We start from the raw sequence: 15,176 nt of genomic DNA, 5'->3' as shown, positions 1-15,176 counted from the left end.
ACCGGACGGCTCCCGGTCCACCGGCGGAAAAGTGTGACCGGTTGAGGCTGCCGTCGGGTGTGACCTTGCAGCCATCTCGGGGTGGTCCGCGCCGGTTTCCGTTTCCTGTGTCACACTGGTGGGCATGATTGAAGTTTCCGGCCTGACCAAGAGGTACCGCCAGGTCCGTGCCGTCGATGATCTGACCTTCTCGGTGAACCCCGGGGTGGTCACCGGCTTCCTCGGTCCGAACGGTGCGGGCAAGTCGACGACGATGCGGATGATCCTGGGGCTCGACAAGCCCACCGCGGGTACCACGACCATCAACGGTGTCCCCTACCGCAAGTTGAGGAACCCGCTCCGGGAGGTCGGTGCGCTTCTCGACGCGAAGGCCACCCACCCGAACCGCAGTGCCGCGAACCATCTGAAGTGGATCGCGAAGTCCAACGGGCTTCCGAAGAGTCGTGTCGATGAGGTTCTCGGCCTCGTCGGTCTCTCGGAGGTCGCGGGCAAGAAGACCGGTGGTTTCTCCCTCGGTATGGGGCAGCGGCTCGGTCTCGCGACGGCGCTGCTCGGTGACCCGGGTGTGCTGCTTCTCGACGAACCCGTCAACGGTCTGGATCCGGAGGGCATCCGCTGGGTGCGTGACTTCCTCAAGGCACTCGCCGCTGAAGGCCGTACCGTGCTGGTGAGTTCCCACATGCTGTCGGAGATGGCTCTGACCGCCGATCATCTCATCGTGATCGGGCGGGGCAAACTCGTCTCGGATTCCTCCACCTACGAGTTCATCAAGCAGTCATCCCGGACCTCGGTGCTGATGCGTACGGAACAGTACAAGGAGTTCACCGCGGTTCTCGAGGAGGAGAACATCTCCTACCGGGAGGACATCGACGAAGAGAAGCGGCCACTGATCGTCATCGACGACCAGACGACCGATTTCGTCGGAGCCCTGGCCTACTCGACCGGAATCATGGTCACCGAGCTCACTGAACGGAAGGCATCTCTCGAGGAGGCGTTCCTCCAGATGACCGGCCACGCCCAAGAGTACCACACCGGAGATCGCCCCGGTCAGCCGGAGATCACGGGCTCTGCGCCGGTGCCGAACGACCAGATGCTGAACGAGGAGAACTGACACATGTTTCCCAACATCCTTGCCGCGGAGTGGATCAAGCTCCGCACCACCAAGGCCTTCTGGTGGACCACCGCGATCTTCTTCCTCGTTTGCCTGGGTGTACCGGCGCTCTACGTCTTCAGTGCCCTCAAGTTCGAGGGGCAGGACAGCGTGATCCTGCTGCCGCAGATGCTCGTCGCCCCGGTCGGGGTTTTCGGGTTCCTCATTCTGATGATTCAGGCCGTGATGGTCGTGACCGGTGAGTACCGTCACTCGATCACGCACTCGACGTTCCAGGCGTGCCCGAACCGGACGCTGGTCGTCATCGCGAAACTCGTCCTCTACACCTTGATCGCCGGGATCCTGACCTTCCTCGCGGTACTCGGATCCCTGTACGTCGCGAAGCTGGTCGCCAATGAGGCATCTGCCGCGACCCTCGACATCTGGGGTGGTGAGGTCAGCCGCCGCATGATGTGGGCCTACCCGCTCGCCGCCGTTCTGCTGGTCGTCTTCACCCACGCCATCGCCTGGATCGTCCGCCAGACCGCCGGCGCCATCTCCATCCTCTTCCTCTGGTATTTCGCGGTGGAGGGACTCATCAACATGCTGGTCCCGAAGATCGGCAAGACGATCTACAAGTACGCCCCGTTCAACAACTTCAACGCCTTCGTCAACAATCAGGCGACCGAAGCCCCCTGGGGAGTCACCGGCAGTATCTGGTACTTCGCCGCCTGGGCCCTCGGGCTCCTGGTCATCGGTGTCCTGCTGGTGAACAGCCGCGACGCCTGACGTGCTCCGCGACACGACGCAACCCGGCACCCCGGATGGGGTGCCGGGTTGCGTCGTGTTCACCGGCGGGATCCTCTAACGTGGAGGGCACCTTCCCAGATCCAGAGAGGACCGGTGCCGCCGTGAAGAAGCTCCAGTCGATGTCCGACCGCGCACTCACCGCGCAGATCCTGGTGCTCGTGCTGTGCGTCATCGGCCTGGGTGCCATCCTGTTCACCGTGCCCGACGGCAGGTGGGCCGCGCTGCCCTTCATCATCTGCGTCGCCGGACTCCTCGGCTTCTGCGGGGAGGGCTACCGACGCTGGAGCATCAGGCGCCGGTGATCCCGACCGGAACGATCACGTCGCACTGATCGGCAGATAGACACGCCCGCCGGATTCCGCGAACTCCCTCGACTTCTCCTGCATTCCGGCCTCGATGGCCTCCACACTGTCCAGGCCGTGCTGTTTCGCGTATTCGCTCACGTCCCGGGAGATCCGCATGGAACAGAACTTCGGGCCGCACATCGAGCAGAAGTGCGCCGTCTTCGCCGGTTCCGCGGGCAGTGTCTCGTCGTGGAAGTCGAGGGCGGTGTCCGGATCGAGGGCGAGCGCGAACTGGTCGTGCCACCGGAACTCGAAGCGGGCAGCGGACAGGGCGTCGTCACGTTCCTGCGCCCGTGGGTGCCCCTTTCCCAGGTCCGCTGCGTGGGCGGCGATCTTGTAGGTGATCACGCCGGTCTTCACGTCGTCCCGGTTGGGTAGCCCGAGGTGTTCCTTCGGGGTGACGTAGCAGAGCATGGCGGTCCCCGCCTGCCCGATGATCGCGGCCCCGATCGCGGAGGTGATGTGGTCGTAACCGGGTGCGATGTCCGTGGCGAGGGGGCCGAGTGTGTAGAACGGGGCTTCCTCGCACCACTGCTCCTCCCACTCCACGTTGACCACGATCTTGTGCATGGGCACGTGCCCCGGCCCCTCGATCATCACCTGGCAGCCGCGTGACTTCGCCACCTTCGTCAGCTCGCCCAGCGTGCGCAGCTCCGCGAGCTGCGCCTCGTCGTTCGCGTCGGCGATCGATCCCGGACGCAGCCCGTCGCCGAGGGAGAAGGTGACGTCGTACTCCGCGAGAATGTCGCACAGTTCCACGAAGTGCGTGTACAGGAAGGACTCCTCGTGCCGGTTCAGGCACCAGGCCGCCATGATCGAACCACCACGACTGACGATGCCGGTGGCCCGGTTCGCGGCCAGCGGGACGTAGCGCAGCAGCACACCGGCATGCACGGTCATGTAGTCCACACCCTGCTCGCACTGCTCGATCACGGTGTCCCGGTAGATCTCCCACGTCAGTTTCGTGGGATCACCCTTGACCTTCTCGAGTGCCTCGTAGATCGGGACGGTACCGACCGGGACGGGGGAGTTGCGCAGTATCCACTCGCGGGTCTCGTGGATGTCCCGCCCGGTGGACAGGTCCATGATGGTGTCCGCGCCCCAGCGGGTCGCCCACACCATCTTCTCCACCTCCTCCGCGATGGACGAGGTCACGGCGGAGTTGCCCATGTTGGCGTTGACCTTCACCGCGAACTTTTTGCCGATGATCATCGGTTCGATCTCGGGGTGGTTGTGGTTCGCGCAGATCACCGCGCGACCGGCGGCGACCTCCTCGCGGACGGTCTCGGGGTCGAAGCCCTCGCGGTGCGCGATGAACGCCATCTCTGGGGTGATGATCCCGGCACGGGCCCACGCCAACTGGGTCCGCACCTTCAGCTCCGGGTGTTCGTCGGAGGCGGGAACGGCATCGGGGTGCGGCCAGGAATCGCGGGTCTTGGCCAGCCCCCGCTTCAGATCCAGTTCCGGATCGGTGTGGGTGTAGACACCCGAGGTGTCGTAGACGTCGAAGTGGTCCCCGTTGGTCAGGTTGATCCGGCGGGCCGGAACCCGCAGGGTGGTGCCCCCGAAGTCGATCTCCCCGTAGACCTTCTCGCTCCGGTAGATCGGGCCCGTGGTGACCTGGTCCTCCGTCGGGGGTGCGGTCTTCGGGTTGACGCTGGGCGTGCGTGAGTGCATGGCTGTATTTCCTCTCCCTACGCCGGCATTATCCGGACAGGTTCGAAACGGTCGGCACCCCCTGATGATTCAGGTGCCCTCTCAGCGTGGTTCGGGCCACGCTCCCGCGGTGACAGGTTGTGCGCACGAGTCTAACAAGCGTCAGGTGACAGCGGTCCGGGTTTCGGGTCCGGGTCGGTCACATTGCCTGACACGGCTGCGGGATGGACACGTCCCGTGTCGACCCCGCAGCCGGTTGCCGGAAGGCGGAAGGATCAGGGGTTGTCCGTCACCGGCGTCCAGGACTGTTCCTTCTGCGGCATACCGAAGTAGCTGGCCATGCCGATGAAACCGGCCATGGAGGCGCTGTTCGCGCAGGCCGTGCGGTCCGCCTGCTCCTGTGCGGGATCGCCGTTTCCGACGGTCGCCCACGCCGGGGCCTCGGGGACGGGAGCGCCGAACACGGACTGCGTCGTCATCAGTGTGGTGGAGGGGCCGTCGCCTCCCGCGGAGTCACTGACGATGACCTCCACGGGGCCGTCGGGGACCACGAGCTGGCGGGCGTCCGTGTCCCAGCGCGCGAGGGCGCTGTCGGGGATCGTGATGTCGACGTCGACGGTGTCGCCGGGTGCGATCCCGACCCTGCTGTAGCCCACGAGTTCGCGGATCCCGTCACGGACCGCGTACGCCTGGACGACGGTGTCGCCGTGGCGGTCCCCGGTGTTGGTGACCGTGGCGGTGACGGAGTTCGGTCCGGTCGTCCGGACGTCATCCGTGGTGAAGGTGGTGTAGCTCAGTCCGTGGCCGAACCACCAGCGCGGCGTGATGGACTGCCGCTGGTATCCCCGGTACCCCACGCCGGTCCCCTCGGTGAACGCACCTGAACCGAATGAGGTGGTGGTGGGCATCTGATCCTGGGAGAGCGGCCAGGTCACCGGGAGGTGCCCGGAGGGGTTGACGTCACCGAAGATGATGTCCGCCAGTGCGTCGCCGTACTCCTGTCCGGGATAGAACGCCGCGAGGACCGCCGGGACGTCGTCCCCGTACCCGTCGAGGTCGACGGGTCCTCCGGTGTTGGTGACGAGAACGACCCGGTTGTTGGCCTCCAGCGCGGTGCGGATGATGTTGCGCTGGTGCAGACCGAACCGGAAATCGGAGTTGTCCACCGATTCGGTGATGTGCCGGTGCATGACGAAGACCACGAGGTCGGAGTTCTCGGCGAGCTGCCGCACGGTGGGCAGGTAGTTGCCGTCGGTGTAGTGAACCTCGGTGCCGCTTTCCGCGCCACGGGAGTAGAGCCCCTCGAAGGGGGTGACGATGTCGTCCGCGATGACGTGGCCGGAGCCGCCCCCTGAACCGAGCGCGTCCCGGCCCGCACCGGAGCCGATGAGCCCGATGGTGTGGACGGAGTCGTCGACGGGGAGCACGGGGTGTTCGCCCGAGTCCGTGGGGACGGTGTCGTTGCGCAGCAGGACCATCGACTTCGCCGCGATGTCCCGGGCGAGCTCCCGGTGCCCGGGGCCCGTCACCACCGCATCCTGCGTGCCGGTGGGCGGTGAGTCCACGACTCCGGAGCGGAACATCTCGGCCAGGACGTTGTGCACCATGGTGTCGACGCGGTCACCGGAGACCGCGCCGGAGTCAACGGTGGACCACAGGTGATCGGAGTAGAAGCAGGAGTCGGGCATCTGCATGTCGAGTCCGGCGTTCGCCGAGGCGACGGTGTTGTGCTGTCCGTACCAGTCGCTCACGGTGAATCCGTCGAAACCGTACTGCCCGCGCAGCACCTGGTTCATCAGGTAGGAGTTGTTGCAGTTCTTCGTCCCGTTGAGCTGGGAGTAGCTGCACATGACCGAGGAGACACCGGCGTCGGCGACACGGCCGAAGGGTTTGAGGTAGATCTCCTGGAGGGTCTTCTCGTCGACGGTGACGTCACTGGCGTCCGTGTTGCGGCCGTTCTCGCGGGTGTACGCGCCGAGGTGTTTGGCGACACCCATGATCCCGGCGGAGCGGGTACCGGTGACCTCCGCTGCGCCGAGGTCACCGACGAGGAGGGGGTCCTCGCCGGGGGACTCGAAGAAGCGGCCCCACCGCGGGTCACGGGCGATGTCGATGGCGGGGCCGGCGACCGCGTTGGCGCCCTTGCCGCGTGCCTCGGTGGCGATGGCGGCGGCGTAGTCCTGTGCGAGACCCGGATCGAAGGTGGCACCGAGGTTGAGGTGGGAGGGGAACTGGGTGATCCCGGAGGCGCCGTTGCCGATGCCTGCCGGCCCGTCGGTGAATTTCACGGGAGGCAGGCAGAGTCGTTCCACCCCGTAGGTGCGGCCGGCGAATTCCGGTCCCCACCCCTGGAGGTAGGCGGCCATGCCGGTGATGACGGCCGACTTCTCCTCCCGCGTCATTTCCGCGATCACCCTGTCCGCCCGTTCCCCGGGTGCGACGGTGGGGTCCATCCACGGGGAACAGTCCACCGGGGCCGTTCCGGCGGTGTGCTGGGCGACTGCGGGGGTTGATCCGAGCAGGAGGGTCGTGGCGGCCAGCAGTGCGGCCGTCGTGCGGGTGGGGAGGTGGTGCGGGATGATGCGCATGCGGTCTCCTCGGGGGAACTCTGGGACGGGTAGCACCTAGTGTGCACGAAAACCGTTGCGGACAGTGGTGGAACAGGGCGGAGCAGCACGTTTTCTTTCTCCCGCGGGAAGCGGGAGCGTCCCTCGGCGCCGGGGGACCCGGCGCCGTGCGGCGTTAGACTGTCGCGGTGTCGAATCACGGGGCAGACGGAAGGGGACGTGACGGTATGAGGCGTGGTGCACCGGTGCGCCCAGAACTGGGGGTGGGTCTGCTCGCGGCCCTGGCGCTGATGATCTCGGCGGGGCCCTTCGCCATCGACATGTACCTTCCGGCCCTACCGACCCTGCGGCGGGATCTCGGTGCGACAACCGTGGGGGCGCAACTGACACTGACCACCTTCATGGTCGGTATGGCCGTCGGCCAGCTCATCACCGGGCCCCTGTCCGACGTGACCGGACGACGCCCTCCCCTCATCGCGGCGACCGTTCTCTCCGTCGTCTGTGCCGTCGCGTCGGCGCTCGCCCCGTCGGTCGGGGTGCTGGTGGCGGTCCGTGCGGTCATGGGCCTGGCGAACGGGGCGTGTGTGGTGCTGGCGCGGGCGATCGTCGCGGACCTCGCGGAGGGGCGCCGCGCGGCACAGGCGTACTCCCTGCTCATGGCGATGATGGGGATAGCCCCCGTCGTCGCTCCCCTGACGGGCGGTCTCCTGGTCGAGCCGATCGGATGGCGGGGCCTGTTCTGGATCCTCGCCGCGATCGCCACCGTGCAGGTCATCGTCGCACTGCTGGTCGTCGGGGAATCGAAACCCAGGGGGCCGGGTGGCGGGGGCTGGCGGACCTTCACCTCCGGTGTGCGGGTGGTGGCGTCCACCCGGTTGTTCACCGCGTACACCGTGGGGTTCGCCGCGGCCGCCGGGGTGCTCTTCGGCTACATCGCGGCGGGGCCCCTCGTGTTCATCGACCATTTCGGGATGAGTCCCCGGATGTACGCGGTCGTGTTCGCGGTGAACTCCGTCGCGCTGGTCACCGGGTCACTGGTGAACTCGCGTCTGGTGCGCCGGTTCGAGCCCCTGTCGGTGCTGCGGGCGGCCGGGTGCGTGGTGCTCTGTTGCGGGCTCGTTCTCCTGGGTGACGCGGTGCTGTCCGGGGGACGGCTGCCGGTGGTGCTGGTCACGCTGTTCGTCGCACTCGGACACATGCCCGGGATCTTCGGCAACGCCACCGCGCTCGGGGTGTCCGCCGTCCGGTCCCACGCCGGTCTCGGGTCGGCGGTCATGGGATTCTGTCAGTTCCTGGTGGCCGGTGCCGTGAGCCCGCTGGTGGGGCTCGGCGACGATCCGGTGGTGGCACTGGGGCTCGTCGTGACGGTGAGCGTCGGTCTGTCACTGTGCGGCACGCTCGTCGCGGACGTCCTCACACGGAGGGTCACTGGAGAGCGGCGGTGAGTCGCATCGCGTTGTCCAGGTAGCGCTGACCGAGCCCCCGACGGGACCACTGTTCGTACGTGAGTTCCGTGCACCGCCCGAGGTACATCGCCGCGAGTTCGGTCAGCTCCCGGGAGATCCCCCCGGAGACGACCATGAGGGTCACCTCGTAGTTCAGGCCGAAACTGCGCATGTCCATGTTGGAGGACCCGAGCACACCGATGGTGTCGCCCTCCGGGTCGGCGAGCGCGAACTTGGTGTGCAGGATCATCGGCGCCGGGTAGCGGTGGATGTGCACCCCCGCCTCGATGAGCATCCTGTAGTAGCTGGCCTGGGCGTGACCGACCATGAACTGGTCGGATACCTCGTTGACCAGAAGATCCACCCGGACACCCCGGTAGCAGGCGGTGAGGATCGCCTCCATGAGGGAATCGTCCGGGATGAAGTAGGGGCTGCACAGGATAAGGCGTTCCTTGGCGTGGTGCACCATCGAGTTGAACAACCGCAGATTGGGTTCCGTGGCGTACCCAGGCCCGGAGGGGACGAGCTGCACGACCTCGTCACCGGCGTCCGGCCCGGTGTCCGAACCCGCGGGGAGCTCAATGATGGTGTCCGTCTCCTGGTACCAGTCGACGGCGAAGATCATCTCCATCGCCTCGACGACGGGCCCCGAGAGCTCGATCATGATGTCCACCCATTCCCTGCCCGAACGGTGGTTGCGGCGGGACAGGTATCCCGGTTCGATCATGTTCTGGGAACCGATGAAACCGGTGTGCCCGTCGATGATGAGGAGCTTCCGGTGGTTGCGCAGGTCGGGGCGGCGGAACCGCCAGTGGAGGGGCTTCAGGGGCATGGTCAGGTGCCAGTCGATCCCCGCCTCCGTCAGGCGCCGGCCGAGTTTCCGGTAACCGGGGTACCTCCAGCTGCCCACCTGGTCGAACAGCAGTCGGACCGCGACGCCACGTTCGACGGCGCGGCGGCACGCCGAGAAGAACACGTCCGTGGTCTCGTCCCACGAGACGATGTAGATCTGGGCGTGGACGGTGTGCTCCGCGGCGTCGACCGCCGCAGCCATCGCCCTGATGGATTCCCGGTAGTCGGAGTAGAGCCCGTGGAAGCGGGAGTGCACCGCGGGAAGGTCGGTCAGCGTGTCGTTGAGCCGCACCACCGATGACACCTCGTCGGACAGTTCCGCGCCCTCCGGAATCGCCGGGGCGTCCGCCATCGGCGTCCCCACCATCGCCTGCGCCTCCATCTGGATACGGTGTCGACGCCGGTTGATGTAGGGGCTGCCCATCATCAGGAACAGTGGCAGGCCGATGACCGGGACGAAGAGGATCGCCAGCAGCCACGCGGAGGAGGAACTGGGTTTCCGGTCCTGGGCCACCGTCCCTACGGCGATGAACTTGACGGTGTAGTCGAGGACGAGACCGGCGGACCGCCACCATTCGAGTGAGGTCAGGGAGGCGAGGACATCCGGCATCCGGTCTAGTCCCCGTCGATCATGTAGTCCACGACGACGGGGGCGTGATCGGAGGCACCCTCCCCGGCGCGCTCGTCCCGGTCGATGAACCCCGCCCGCGCGGTTGCCGCGAGAGCCTCACTGGCCAGGTGGAAGTCGATCCGCATCCCCTCGTCACGGCCGAAGCGCATCGCCTTGTAGTCCCAGTAGGTGTATTCACCGGGTGTGAAATCCCTCGTGGTCTCGACCAGCCCGGACTCGGTGAGCTGCTGGAAGAACGCCCGCTCGGGTTCGGTGACGTGGGTCTTGCCGTCGAAGAAGCGCCGGTCCCACACATCGGCGTCGGTGGGGGCGATGTTGAAGTCGCCGGTGCACAGCAGCTTCGCCCCGGGGTCATCCGCGAGGGTCCCCCGGACGTGGGTCGCCAGTGCATCGAGCCACCGCAACTTGTACTCGTAGTGGCGGTCGGCGATCTCCCGGCCGTTGGGAACGTAGAGGCTCCACACCCGGACGCCACCGCATGTCGCGCCGATTGCCCGTGCCTCCGCGGCCTGGTCGGCGGTGGCGTCCTTGGCGAAACCGGGTTGTCCGGGGAACCGGTCGGCGACGTCGGTGAGCCCGACCCGGGAGATCAGGGCCACCCCGTTCCACTGGCCGTACCCCACGTGCGCGACCGCGTAGCCGGCCTGTTCGAACGGGAGGTACGGGAACTGGTCGTCCCGGCACTTCGTCTCCTGGACCGCCAGAACATCGACCTCGTGGCGGAGCAGAAAGTCGACCATGCGGTCGGCCCGGGTCCGGACCGAGTTGACGTTGAATGTGGCGATGCGCATACCTAAAGAGATTAGCTGTGAACGGTGCTCCCGGGAACCTGATGGAGCACCGGTACGTTCACCGGATGAGAGAGGTGGATGACACAGTGACTTTCCCTGAGGGTGGACACCCGGGTGGACCTGTCGACGGCCCCCGGGGCGGGAACCGGATCCCGGCGGTGGTGGACCGCGCGCGGCGTGCGCGGAGGGTGATCGCAACCCCCTTCACGGTGCCCGTCGAACACGGCCAGATGGAACGGTTCCGTGCGTTCACCCCGGGACTGAACACGGGGTCCCGGGACCCGCTCAACGCCCCCGCCCGGTCGCGGGTGGCGGCGTTGGCGTTGGACGCCGCGATCTTCTCCGCCCTGTATCTGGTTCTCGTCGCCGCCACCGCCATCGCCACCGGTAACGCGCTCTGGTACCTCGTGCTCCCGGCCGGGCCGCTGCCGTTCTGGCTCTGGAAGGTCGTCGGGGACGCCAACGGTGGAGGCCCGGGCAAGAGGCTGCTCGGTCTCCGGGTCACGGGGCCCGCGGACTGCCCGGTCGGGGTGGGGCAGGCGGCGCGGCGTAACCTGTGGCTCCTTCTCCCGGCTGTGCCCGTCGTCGGGCCGGTGGCCGCACTCGCGGTCGGCATGTGGTTGGCCGGATCGGCGAAACTCGACGCCTACGGAATGGGGTCGCACGATCGCTTCGCCCGCACCCGCGTCATCGTCCGGGGATGACCCCGGGGTCGAGTTCCGCGTAGCGGTGCCGGTGGTGTTCGACGAAACCGAGTTTGTCGTACAACCCGATGCCGGCACCGTTCGCGGCCAGGACCTGCAGATACGCCACGTCCGCACCGTGTCCCGCGCCCCAGTGCAGCATCGCCGTACCGAGTCGGGTTCCGAGTCCGCGGCGCCGGTGATCGGCGACGACCTCGACCGCCGAGTACCCCAGCCACGTCCTCCCGTCAGCTGACGCGGTGATCGTACCCCTGGTGATGGCCAGGGTACGGCCCGCCTCATCGAGTAACCTGCCGAAACCCATCTGTCCGTCGATCCGGGTACGGAGGAGGTTCAGCGCGTGTTCCGGGAGTGGACGCCCCCGGAAGTGGTAGAGCGCCAGCCACTCGTCATCCGGTTGACCGTCGACGCGGTACGTGATGCCGTCGGGCAGCTCCAGCGGCGGCAGATCGGAGAGCGGGCGGGTCATCACCACGATGTCCGGTCCCGTGCGCCAGGCCGGACCCGCGCAGACCGTCCGTGCCGGGTTACCGATCCGGTCCGGGATGAGGATCCGTACCGGCAGGTCATGGTCCGCGTAGAAAGCCTCGATCTCGCGGAGCGGGACCTCACTCAACCCGGCGGACCGGCCGAGGGGCGCCGCGGAGTTGGAACGCTCGGTGATGCCGTCGCCCGCGCGCAGCAGCCACTGGCCGCACCAGCGGTGTTCGATACCGGGGAACGCGGCGGCGGTCGCTGTCTCCACCGCACGGATGTCACTGTTGCGGACCCGGCGCGGCGGCAGGACCTTGCACACCTGGATCAGTTCATCCGGGATCGTCACGGCCTCGGCGTCGGAGGGGAGCCCACCGACGGACTGCGGACGGACGATCAGAGGGTCGAGGGAGACGACATGCCCGATGACGTCGGTCAGGTGGCCCGGGGTGTCCGGTATGTGACGCCGGACGATCACCCGGTCCCCGGGGCGCGGGGCACGTCGCGCCACGGTCAGTCCGTGGTCTTGCGCAGAGCGGGCGGAATGTCGGTGTCCCCGTCGCCGGAATGATCGTCGTGCCCGAACGGATCCTCGTCCGCGCCGGGCATCCAGGTCAGGCCGGGTTCGGTCCACCCGTTGCGCTTGATGGTCTTCTTCGCCGCGCGGCGGTGCCGGCCGACGAGGGTGTCGGTGTAGAGGAATCCGTCGAGGTGACCGACCTCGTGCTGGAGACACCGGGCGAAGAGGCCGTGGCCCTCGATGCTGATCTCGTTTCCCTCGGCGTCGGTGCCGGTGACGCGGGCCCAGTCGGCCCGGCCGGTCGGGAACGTCTCGCCGGGGACCGACAGGCAGCCCTCGTCGTCCTCTCCGTCGTCGCGCGGCATGGACAGCGGGATCTCCGAGGTCTCCAGAACCGGATTGATCACGCACCCCCGACGGACGGGGCCGCCGTTGGCGTCGATCTCCGCCTTCGGCTTCTCCGAGCCGTCCGGCCCCTCGACGTCGGGGCAGTTGTACACGAACAGTCGCTTGCCCACACCTATCTGGTTGGCCGCGAGGCCGACGCCGTGGGCGACGTCCATGGTCTCGTACATGTCGCGGATGAGTTCCCGGAGTTCGGCGGGGGACTCGGTGACCGGTGCGGTGGCGTTGTGCAGTACCGGGTCGCCGTGGATAACGATGGGTCGGACAGTCATACCCCAGGAGTCTAGTTCACCTCTAGACTGGGACCATGTCCGGCTCCACACCACTGTCCGAGTTCGACGCCAGACTGCTGGAGTTCGCGGAGACCGCCCCCCGTTCGCCGGGGGTCAGGGACGAGGCGATCACCCGTACGCTGGGAATCAGTGCGGTGCGCTACCATCAGCGGCTCAACCGTCTCCTCGACGACCCCGCGGCCGCAGCGGCGCACCCCGTGCTCGTCGCCAGGTTACGGAGGATCAGGGACCAGCGAGCCGAATCACGGAAACGGGCGAGAAGCGGCTAAGATCACTCACTGTGTCCCCCAACAAACACAATGACGAGTCCCGGGCCCACGACGGCCACCCCGACCGGGCCGCCGCGCATGCCGCGGCCGGTGAGACGCGGCAGCTGCCGCTGCGGGGCCTCGCGATGATTCTCGCCGCGGTCGCGGTACTGCTCGCGGCATGGGCACTGTTCGCCGCTCTGCGCGGCGACGACTCCGACACCACACCTGTCGCAGACGGGACGGTCGGCTCGACCACCTCCACCAGTGCCGTGGTCAGTCCGTCCGGCCCCGCCACCTCCACGCCGCGGGAGGAGGGGACCACCCCGCCGCCCCCACCCGCGGCCGGAACCGAACCCGGGTCGGAGGCTGTGCCACCACAGCCCGCCGCCCCGGCCGTACCCGCCGGTGATCCCCGCACGGTGACCGTGCACACCCTGAACAACTCGACGGTCCAGGGGCTGGCGAACCGCGTCGCCGACAGGCTCACCGGACAGGGCTGGACGGTGGGTGAGGTCGGGAACCTCGCGGAGGTCCACCTGCCCGCCTCCGCCGTCTACTACACCTCCGGAAATCCAACTGAAGAAGCGGCGGCCCGTGAGGTCGGCGCCGTTCTCGGAGTTCCCGCGACGCCCCGGCCCGCAGAACTCGGTTCCGCGCCCACCGGTGGTGTCGTCGTCGTTCTCACGGGTGACGTCAACCTCTGACGAGGTACCTCTTCTTCCGTTCCGTCCCCTAGGAGCCGACATGGCTGATCATCTGAACTTCAACCGTTCCCCGGAGCCGACCCTCGGAGTGGAATGGGAGATCGGGCTCATCGACCCCGAGAGCCGTGACCTCACCCCGCGGGCGGCCGACATGATCGAGCTCATGTCGTCGCGTCGTCCCGACCTGCAACTCGAACCGGAGTTCCTGAAGAACACCGTGGAGATGGTGACCGGGGTCTGCACCACGGTCCCCGAGGCCGTCGCGGAGCTGAGCTCCGGACTCGATTCACTCAGGGAGTGCGCCGACGATCTGGGTGTCCGGCTGTGGTCGGCGGGGTCGCACCCCTTCTCCGACTGGCGGGACCAGGAGGTCTCCGAGAAGAGCCCCTACACCGAGATCATCCGGCGGACGAGGTTCTGGGGTCGACAGATGCTGATCTGGGGTCTGCACGTCCATGTCGGTGTCAGTCATGAGGCGAAGGTGTGGCCGATCATCAACGCGCTGATGACCAACTACCCGCACCTGCTCGCCCTCAGTGCCGGTTCCCCCGGCTGGAACGGTCTGGACACCGGGTACGCCTCCAACCGGACGATGCTCTACCAGCAGCTGCCCACGGCCGGTGCACCCTACGGTTTCAACACCTGGAGCCAGTGGACCGAGTACCTGCGGCAGCAGGACAAGTCGGGGGTCATCGACCACACGGGCTCCATGCACTTCGACATCCGCCCGTCCGCCAAGTGGGGCACCATCGAGGTCCGCGTCTCGGACGCCCCGAGCAACCTCCGTGAGCTCGCGGCGCTCACCGCGCTCACCCACTGCCTCGTGGTCCACTACGATCGCGCCTTTGAGGCGGGGGAGACCCTGCCCTCGCTCCAGCCCTGGCACGTCCGGGAGAACAAGTGGCGGGCGGCCAGGTACGGGATGGAGGCCGACATCATCTGCTCCCGGAACACCGACACGGTGAGCGTGGTCGATGACATCCGGCGGATCGTCGGTGTGCTGGAACCGCTCGCGGAGGAACTCGGGTGCGCGGCGGAACTCGCGGTCATCCACGAGATCATCGGGAGCGGGGCGGCCTACCGTCGTCAACGGGAACTGCTGGAGAAGACCGGTGACTGGCGGGACGTCGTCGACCTGACCTGCGACGAGATGGAGAAGGGGCGTCCCTGACGTCCGGGGGTGTGAACCCCTTCACCTTCTTCGGGTGCGTGTCTGATCAGACACGCACCCTTTTTCTCCGTCGCACCGAATATCCTTTGAAAACGCAGGTCGTCGGCTATTTTCCTGCCCGCTCCCCAGCTTTCCGTGGTTTTTCTCCTGGCCGTACGGGAACTACGCTCCGTGAATGTAAAAGAGTTCAGGCATGAACGGATACATTCAGACAACGCCGTAGCGTACGGCGGGAAAGCGTCATCGTGAGCGACATTCGCACCACCCCCTACTCGAACGCAGTCATCACCGGTCTCATCGGTGTTCTCGTCGCGATCACCGGAGGACTCCTCCTCGCCCCCGACTGGCAGATGTCCGCCGTGCTCGGTGGCTGCGCGCTGATCGTCACCGCGTTCGTCGCCGCCGGCGTCGAGGCGGTCCTTTCCCCGGTCGCCCCCCGGCAGCACTGAGCCGACGCCTCGGGAGAGG

At 67.3% G+C, this 15,176-nt stretch carries 15 protein-coding genes and 1 riboswitch; of the genes, 9 read left to right on the top strand and 6 right to left on the bottom strand.

Features of this window, described 5'->3' with window-relative positions; all coding sequences use genetic code 11:
* Positions 1-124 precede the first annotated feature (124 nt).
* The 3 genes from JIM94_RS09370 to JIM94_RS09360 all read left to right on the top strand — a co-directional run bounded on the left by JIM94_RS09370 (position 125) and on the right by JIM94_RS09360 (position 2,202).
* On the top strand, positions 125-1,111 hold the full coding sequence (locus tag JIM94_RS09370) for an ABC transporter ATP-binding protein (protein ID WP_200253605.1): 987 nt from the start codon (positions 125-127) through the stop codon (positions 1,109-1,111).
* Between the two features lie 3 nt (positions 1,112-1,114).
* Positions 1,115-1,879, top strand: a complete 765-nt coding sequence (locus JIM94_RS09365) for a multidrug ABC transporter permease (protein ID WP_200253603.1) — start codon at positions 1,115-1,117, stop codon at positions 1,877-1,879.
* Between the two features lie 122 nt (positions 1,880-2,001).
* On the top strand, positions 2,002-2,202 hold the full coding sequence (locus JIM94_RS09360) for a hypothetical protein (RefSeq protein ID WP_200253601.1): 201 nt from the start codon (positions 2,002-2,004) through the stop codon (positions 2,200-2,202).
* 15 nt (positions 2,203-2,217) lie between these two features.
* Here JIM94_RS09360 and thiC read toward each other — a convergent pair whose 3' ends face one another.
* Positions 2,218-3,921: a phosphomethylpyrimidine synthase ThiC gene (thiC, locus tag JIM94_RS09355; protein ID WP_200253599.1), complete on the bottom strand. Its 1,704-nt coding sequence runs from the start codon at positions 3,919-3,921 to the stop codon at positions 2,218-2,220.
* Positions 3,919-4,039, bottom strand: a riboswitch (TPP riboswitch). Its footprint overlaps the gene before it by 3 nt.
* Before the next feature lie 136 nt (positions 4,040-4,175).
* On the bottom strand, positions 4,176-6,488 hold the full coding sequence (locus tag JIM94_RS09350) for a beta-glucosidase family protein (RefSeq protein WP_200253597.1): 2,313 nt from the start codon (positions 6,486-6,488) through the stop codon (positions 4,176-4,178).
* A 224-nt stretch (positions 6,489-6,712) separates the two neighbouring features.
* On the opposite strand from JIM94_RS09350, the gene JIM94_RS09345 reads away from it, so the two are divergent.
* Positions 6,713-7,912, top strand: a complete 1,200-nt coding sequence (locus JIM94_RS09345) for a multidrug effflux MFS transporter (protein WP_200253595.1) — start codon at positions 6,713-6,715, stop codon at positions 7,910-7,912.
* On the opposite strand, the gene JIM94_RS09340 is transcribed toward JIM94_RS09345, so the two are convergent.
* Positions 7,893-9,374, bottom strand: coding sequence for a phospholipase D-like domain-containing protein (locus JIM94_RS09340; RefSeq protein WP_200253593.1), 1,482 nt, complete (start codon positions 9,372-9,374; stop codon positions 7,893-7,895). The genes JIM94_RS09345 and JIM94_RS09340 overlap by 20 nt on opposite strands.
* A gap of 5 nt (positions 9,375-9,379) precedes the next feature.
* On the bottom strand, positions 9,380-10,186 hold the full coding sequence (locus JIM94_RS09335) for an exodeoxyribonuclease III (protein ID WP_200253591.1): 807 nt from the start codon (positions 10,184-10,186) through the stop codon (positions 9,380-9,382).
* 86 nt (positions 10,187-10,272) lie between these two features.
* Here JIM94_RS09335 and JIM94_RS09330 point away from each other — a divergent pair, with 86 nt between their 5' ends.
* Entirely contained in the window at positions 10,273-10,890 is a 618-nt protein-coding gene (locus JIM94_RS09330) for an RDD family protein (protein WP_200253589.1), read from the top strand.
* Here the strand turns inward: JIM94_RS09330 and JIM94_RS09325 are convergent.
* Positions 10,874-11,875, bottom strand: coding sequence for an N-acetylglutamate synthase, CG3035 family (locus tag JIM94_RS09325; RefSeq protein WP_248086051.1), 1,002 nt, complete (start codon positions 11,873-11,875; stop codon positions 10,874-10,876). The two genes, JIM94_RS09330 and JIM94_RS09325, sit on opposite strands and share 17 nt — an antisense overlap.
* Positions 11,876-11,877: 2 nt before the next feature.
* Entirely contained in the window at positions 11,878-12,561 is a 684-nt protein-coding gene (locus JIM94_RS09320) for a peptide deformylase (RefSeq protein ID WP_200253587.1), read from the bottom strand.
* Between the two features lie 35 nt (positions 12,562-12,596).
* Here JIM94_RS09320 and JIM94_RS09315 point away from each other — a divergent pair, with 35 nt between their 5' ends.
* The 4 genes from JIM94_RS09315 (at position 12,597) to JIM94_RS09300 (ending at position 15,157) form a co-directional block, all read left to right on the top strand.
* The gene (locus JIM94_RS09315; RefSeq protein WP_200253585.1) at positions 12,597-12,851 is read left to right on the top strand and encodes a DUF3263 domain-containing protein; all 255 of its coding nucleotides are present in this window, start codon (positions 12,597-12,599) and stop codon (positions 12,849-12,851) included.
* A gap of 11 nt (positions 12,852-12,862) precedes the next feature.
* On the top strand, positions 12,863-13,537 hold the full coding sequence (locus JIM94_RS09310) for a LytR C-terminal domain-containing protein (protein WP_200253583.1): 675 nt from the start codon (positions 12,863-12,865) through the stop codon (positions 13,535-13,537).
* 40 nt (positions 13,538-13,577) lie between these two features.
* Positions 13,578-14,708 carry a glutamate--cysteine ligase gene (locus tag JIM94_RS09305; RefSeq protein WP_200253581.1) on the top strand — a complete coding sequence of 377 codons (1,131 nt, stop codon included), beginning with the start codon at positions 13,578-13,580 and terminating at the stop codon, positions 14,706-14,708.
* 245 nt (positions 14,709-14,953) lie between these two features.
* Positions 14,954-15,157: a hypothetical protein gene (locus JIM94_RS09300; protein WP_200253579.1), complete on the top strand. Its 204-nt coding sequence runs from the start codon at positions 14,954-14,956 to the stop codon at positions 15,155-15,157.
* Positions 15,158-15,176 lie beyond the last annotated feature (19 nt).

The sequence above is a fragment of the Corynebacterium pygosceleis genome, assembly GCF_016595275.2.
Classification (GTDB): Bacteria; Actinomycetota; Actinomycetes; order Mycobacteriales; family Mycobacteriaceae; genus Corynebacterium; species Corynebacterium pygosceleis.
The sequence above is the reverse complement of the archived record's forward strand: the minus strand, read 5'-3'. Positions and strand labels throughout refer to the sequence as shown.

Coding starts and splice junctions, on each gene's coding strand:
- JIM94_RS09315 (WP_200253585.1), top strand. CDS start 12,597: ATGTCCGGCTCCACACCACTGTCCGAGTTCGACGCCAGACTGCTGGAG.
- JIM94_RS09335 (WP_200253591.1), bottom strand. CDS start 10,186: ATGCGCATCGCCACATTCAACGTCAACTCGGTCCGGACCCGGGCCGAC.
- thiC (WP_200253599.1), bottom strand. CDS start 3,921: ATGCACTCACGCACGCCCAGCGTCAACCCGAAGACCGCACCCCCGACG.
- JIM94_RS09305 (WP_200253581.1), top strand. CDS start 13,578: ATGGCTGATCATCTGAACTTCAACCGTTCCCCGGAGCCGACCCTCGGA.
- JIM94_RS09370 (WP_200253605.1), top strand. CDS start 125: ATGATTGAAGTTTCCGGCCTGACCAAGAGGTACCGCCAGGTCCGTGCC.
- JIM94_RS09340 (WP_200253593.1), bottom strand. CDS start 9,374: ATGCCGGATGTCCTCGCCTCCCTGACCTCACTCGAATGGTGGCGGTCC.
- JIM94_RS09365 (WP_200253603.1), top strand. CDS start 1,115: ATGTTTCCCAACATCCTTGCCGCGGAGTGGATCAAGCTCCGCACCACC.
- JIM94_RS09320 (WP_200253587.1), bottom strand. CDS start 12,561: ATGACTGTCCGACCCATCGTTATCCACGGCGACCCGGTACTGCACAAC.
- JIM94_RS09350 (WP_200253597.1), bottom strand. CDS start 6,488: ATGCGCATCATCCCGCACCACCTCCCCACCCGCACGACGGCCGCACTG.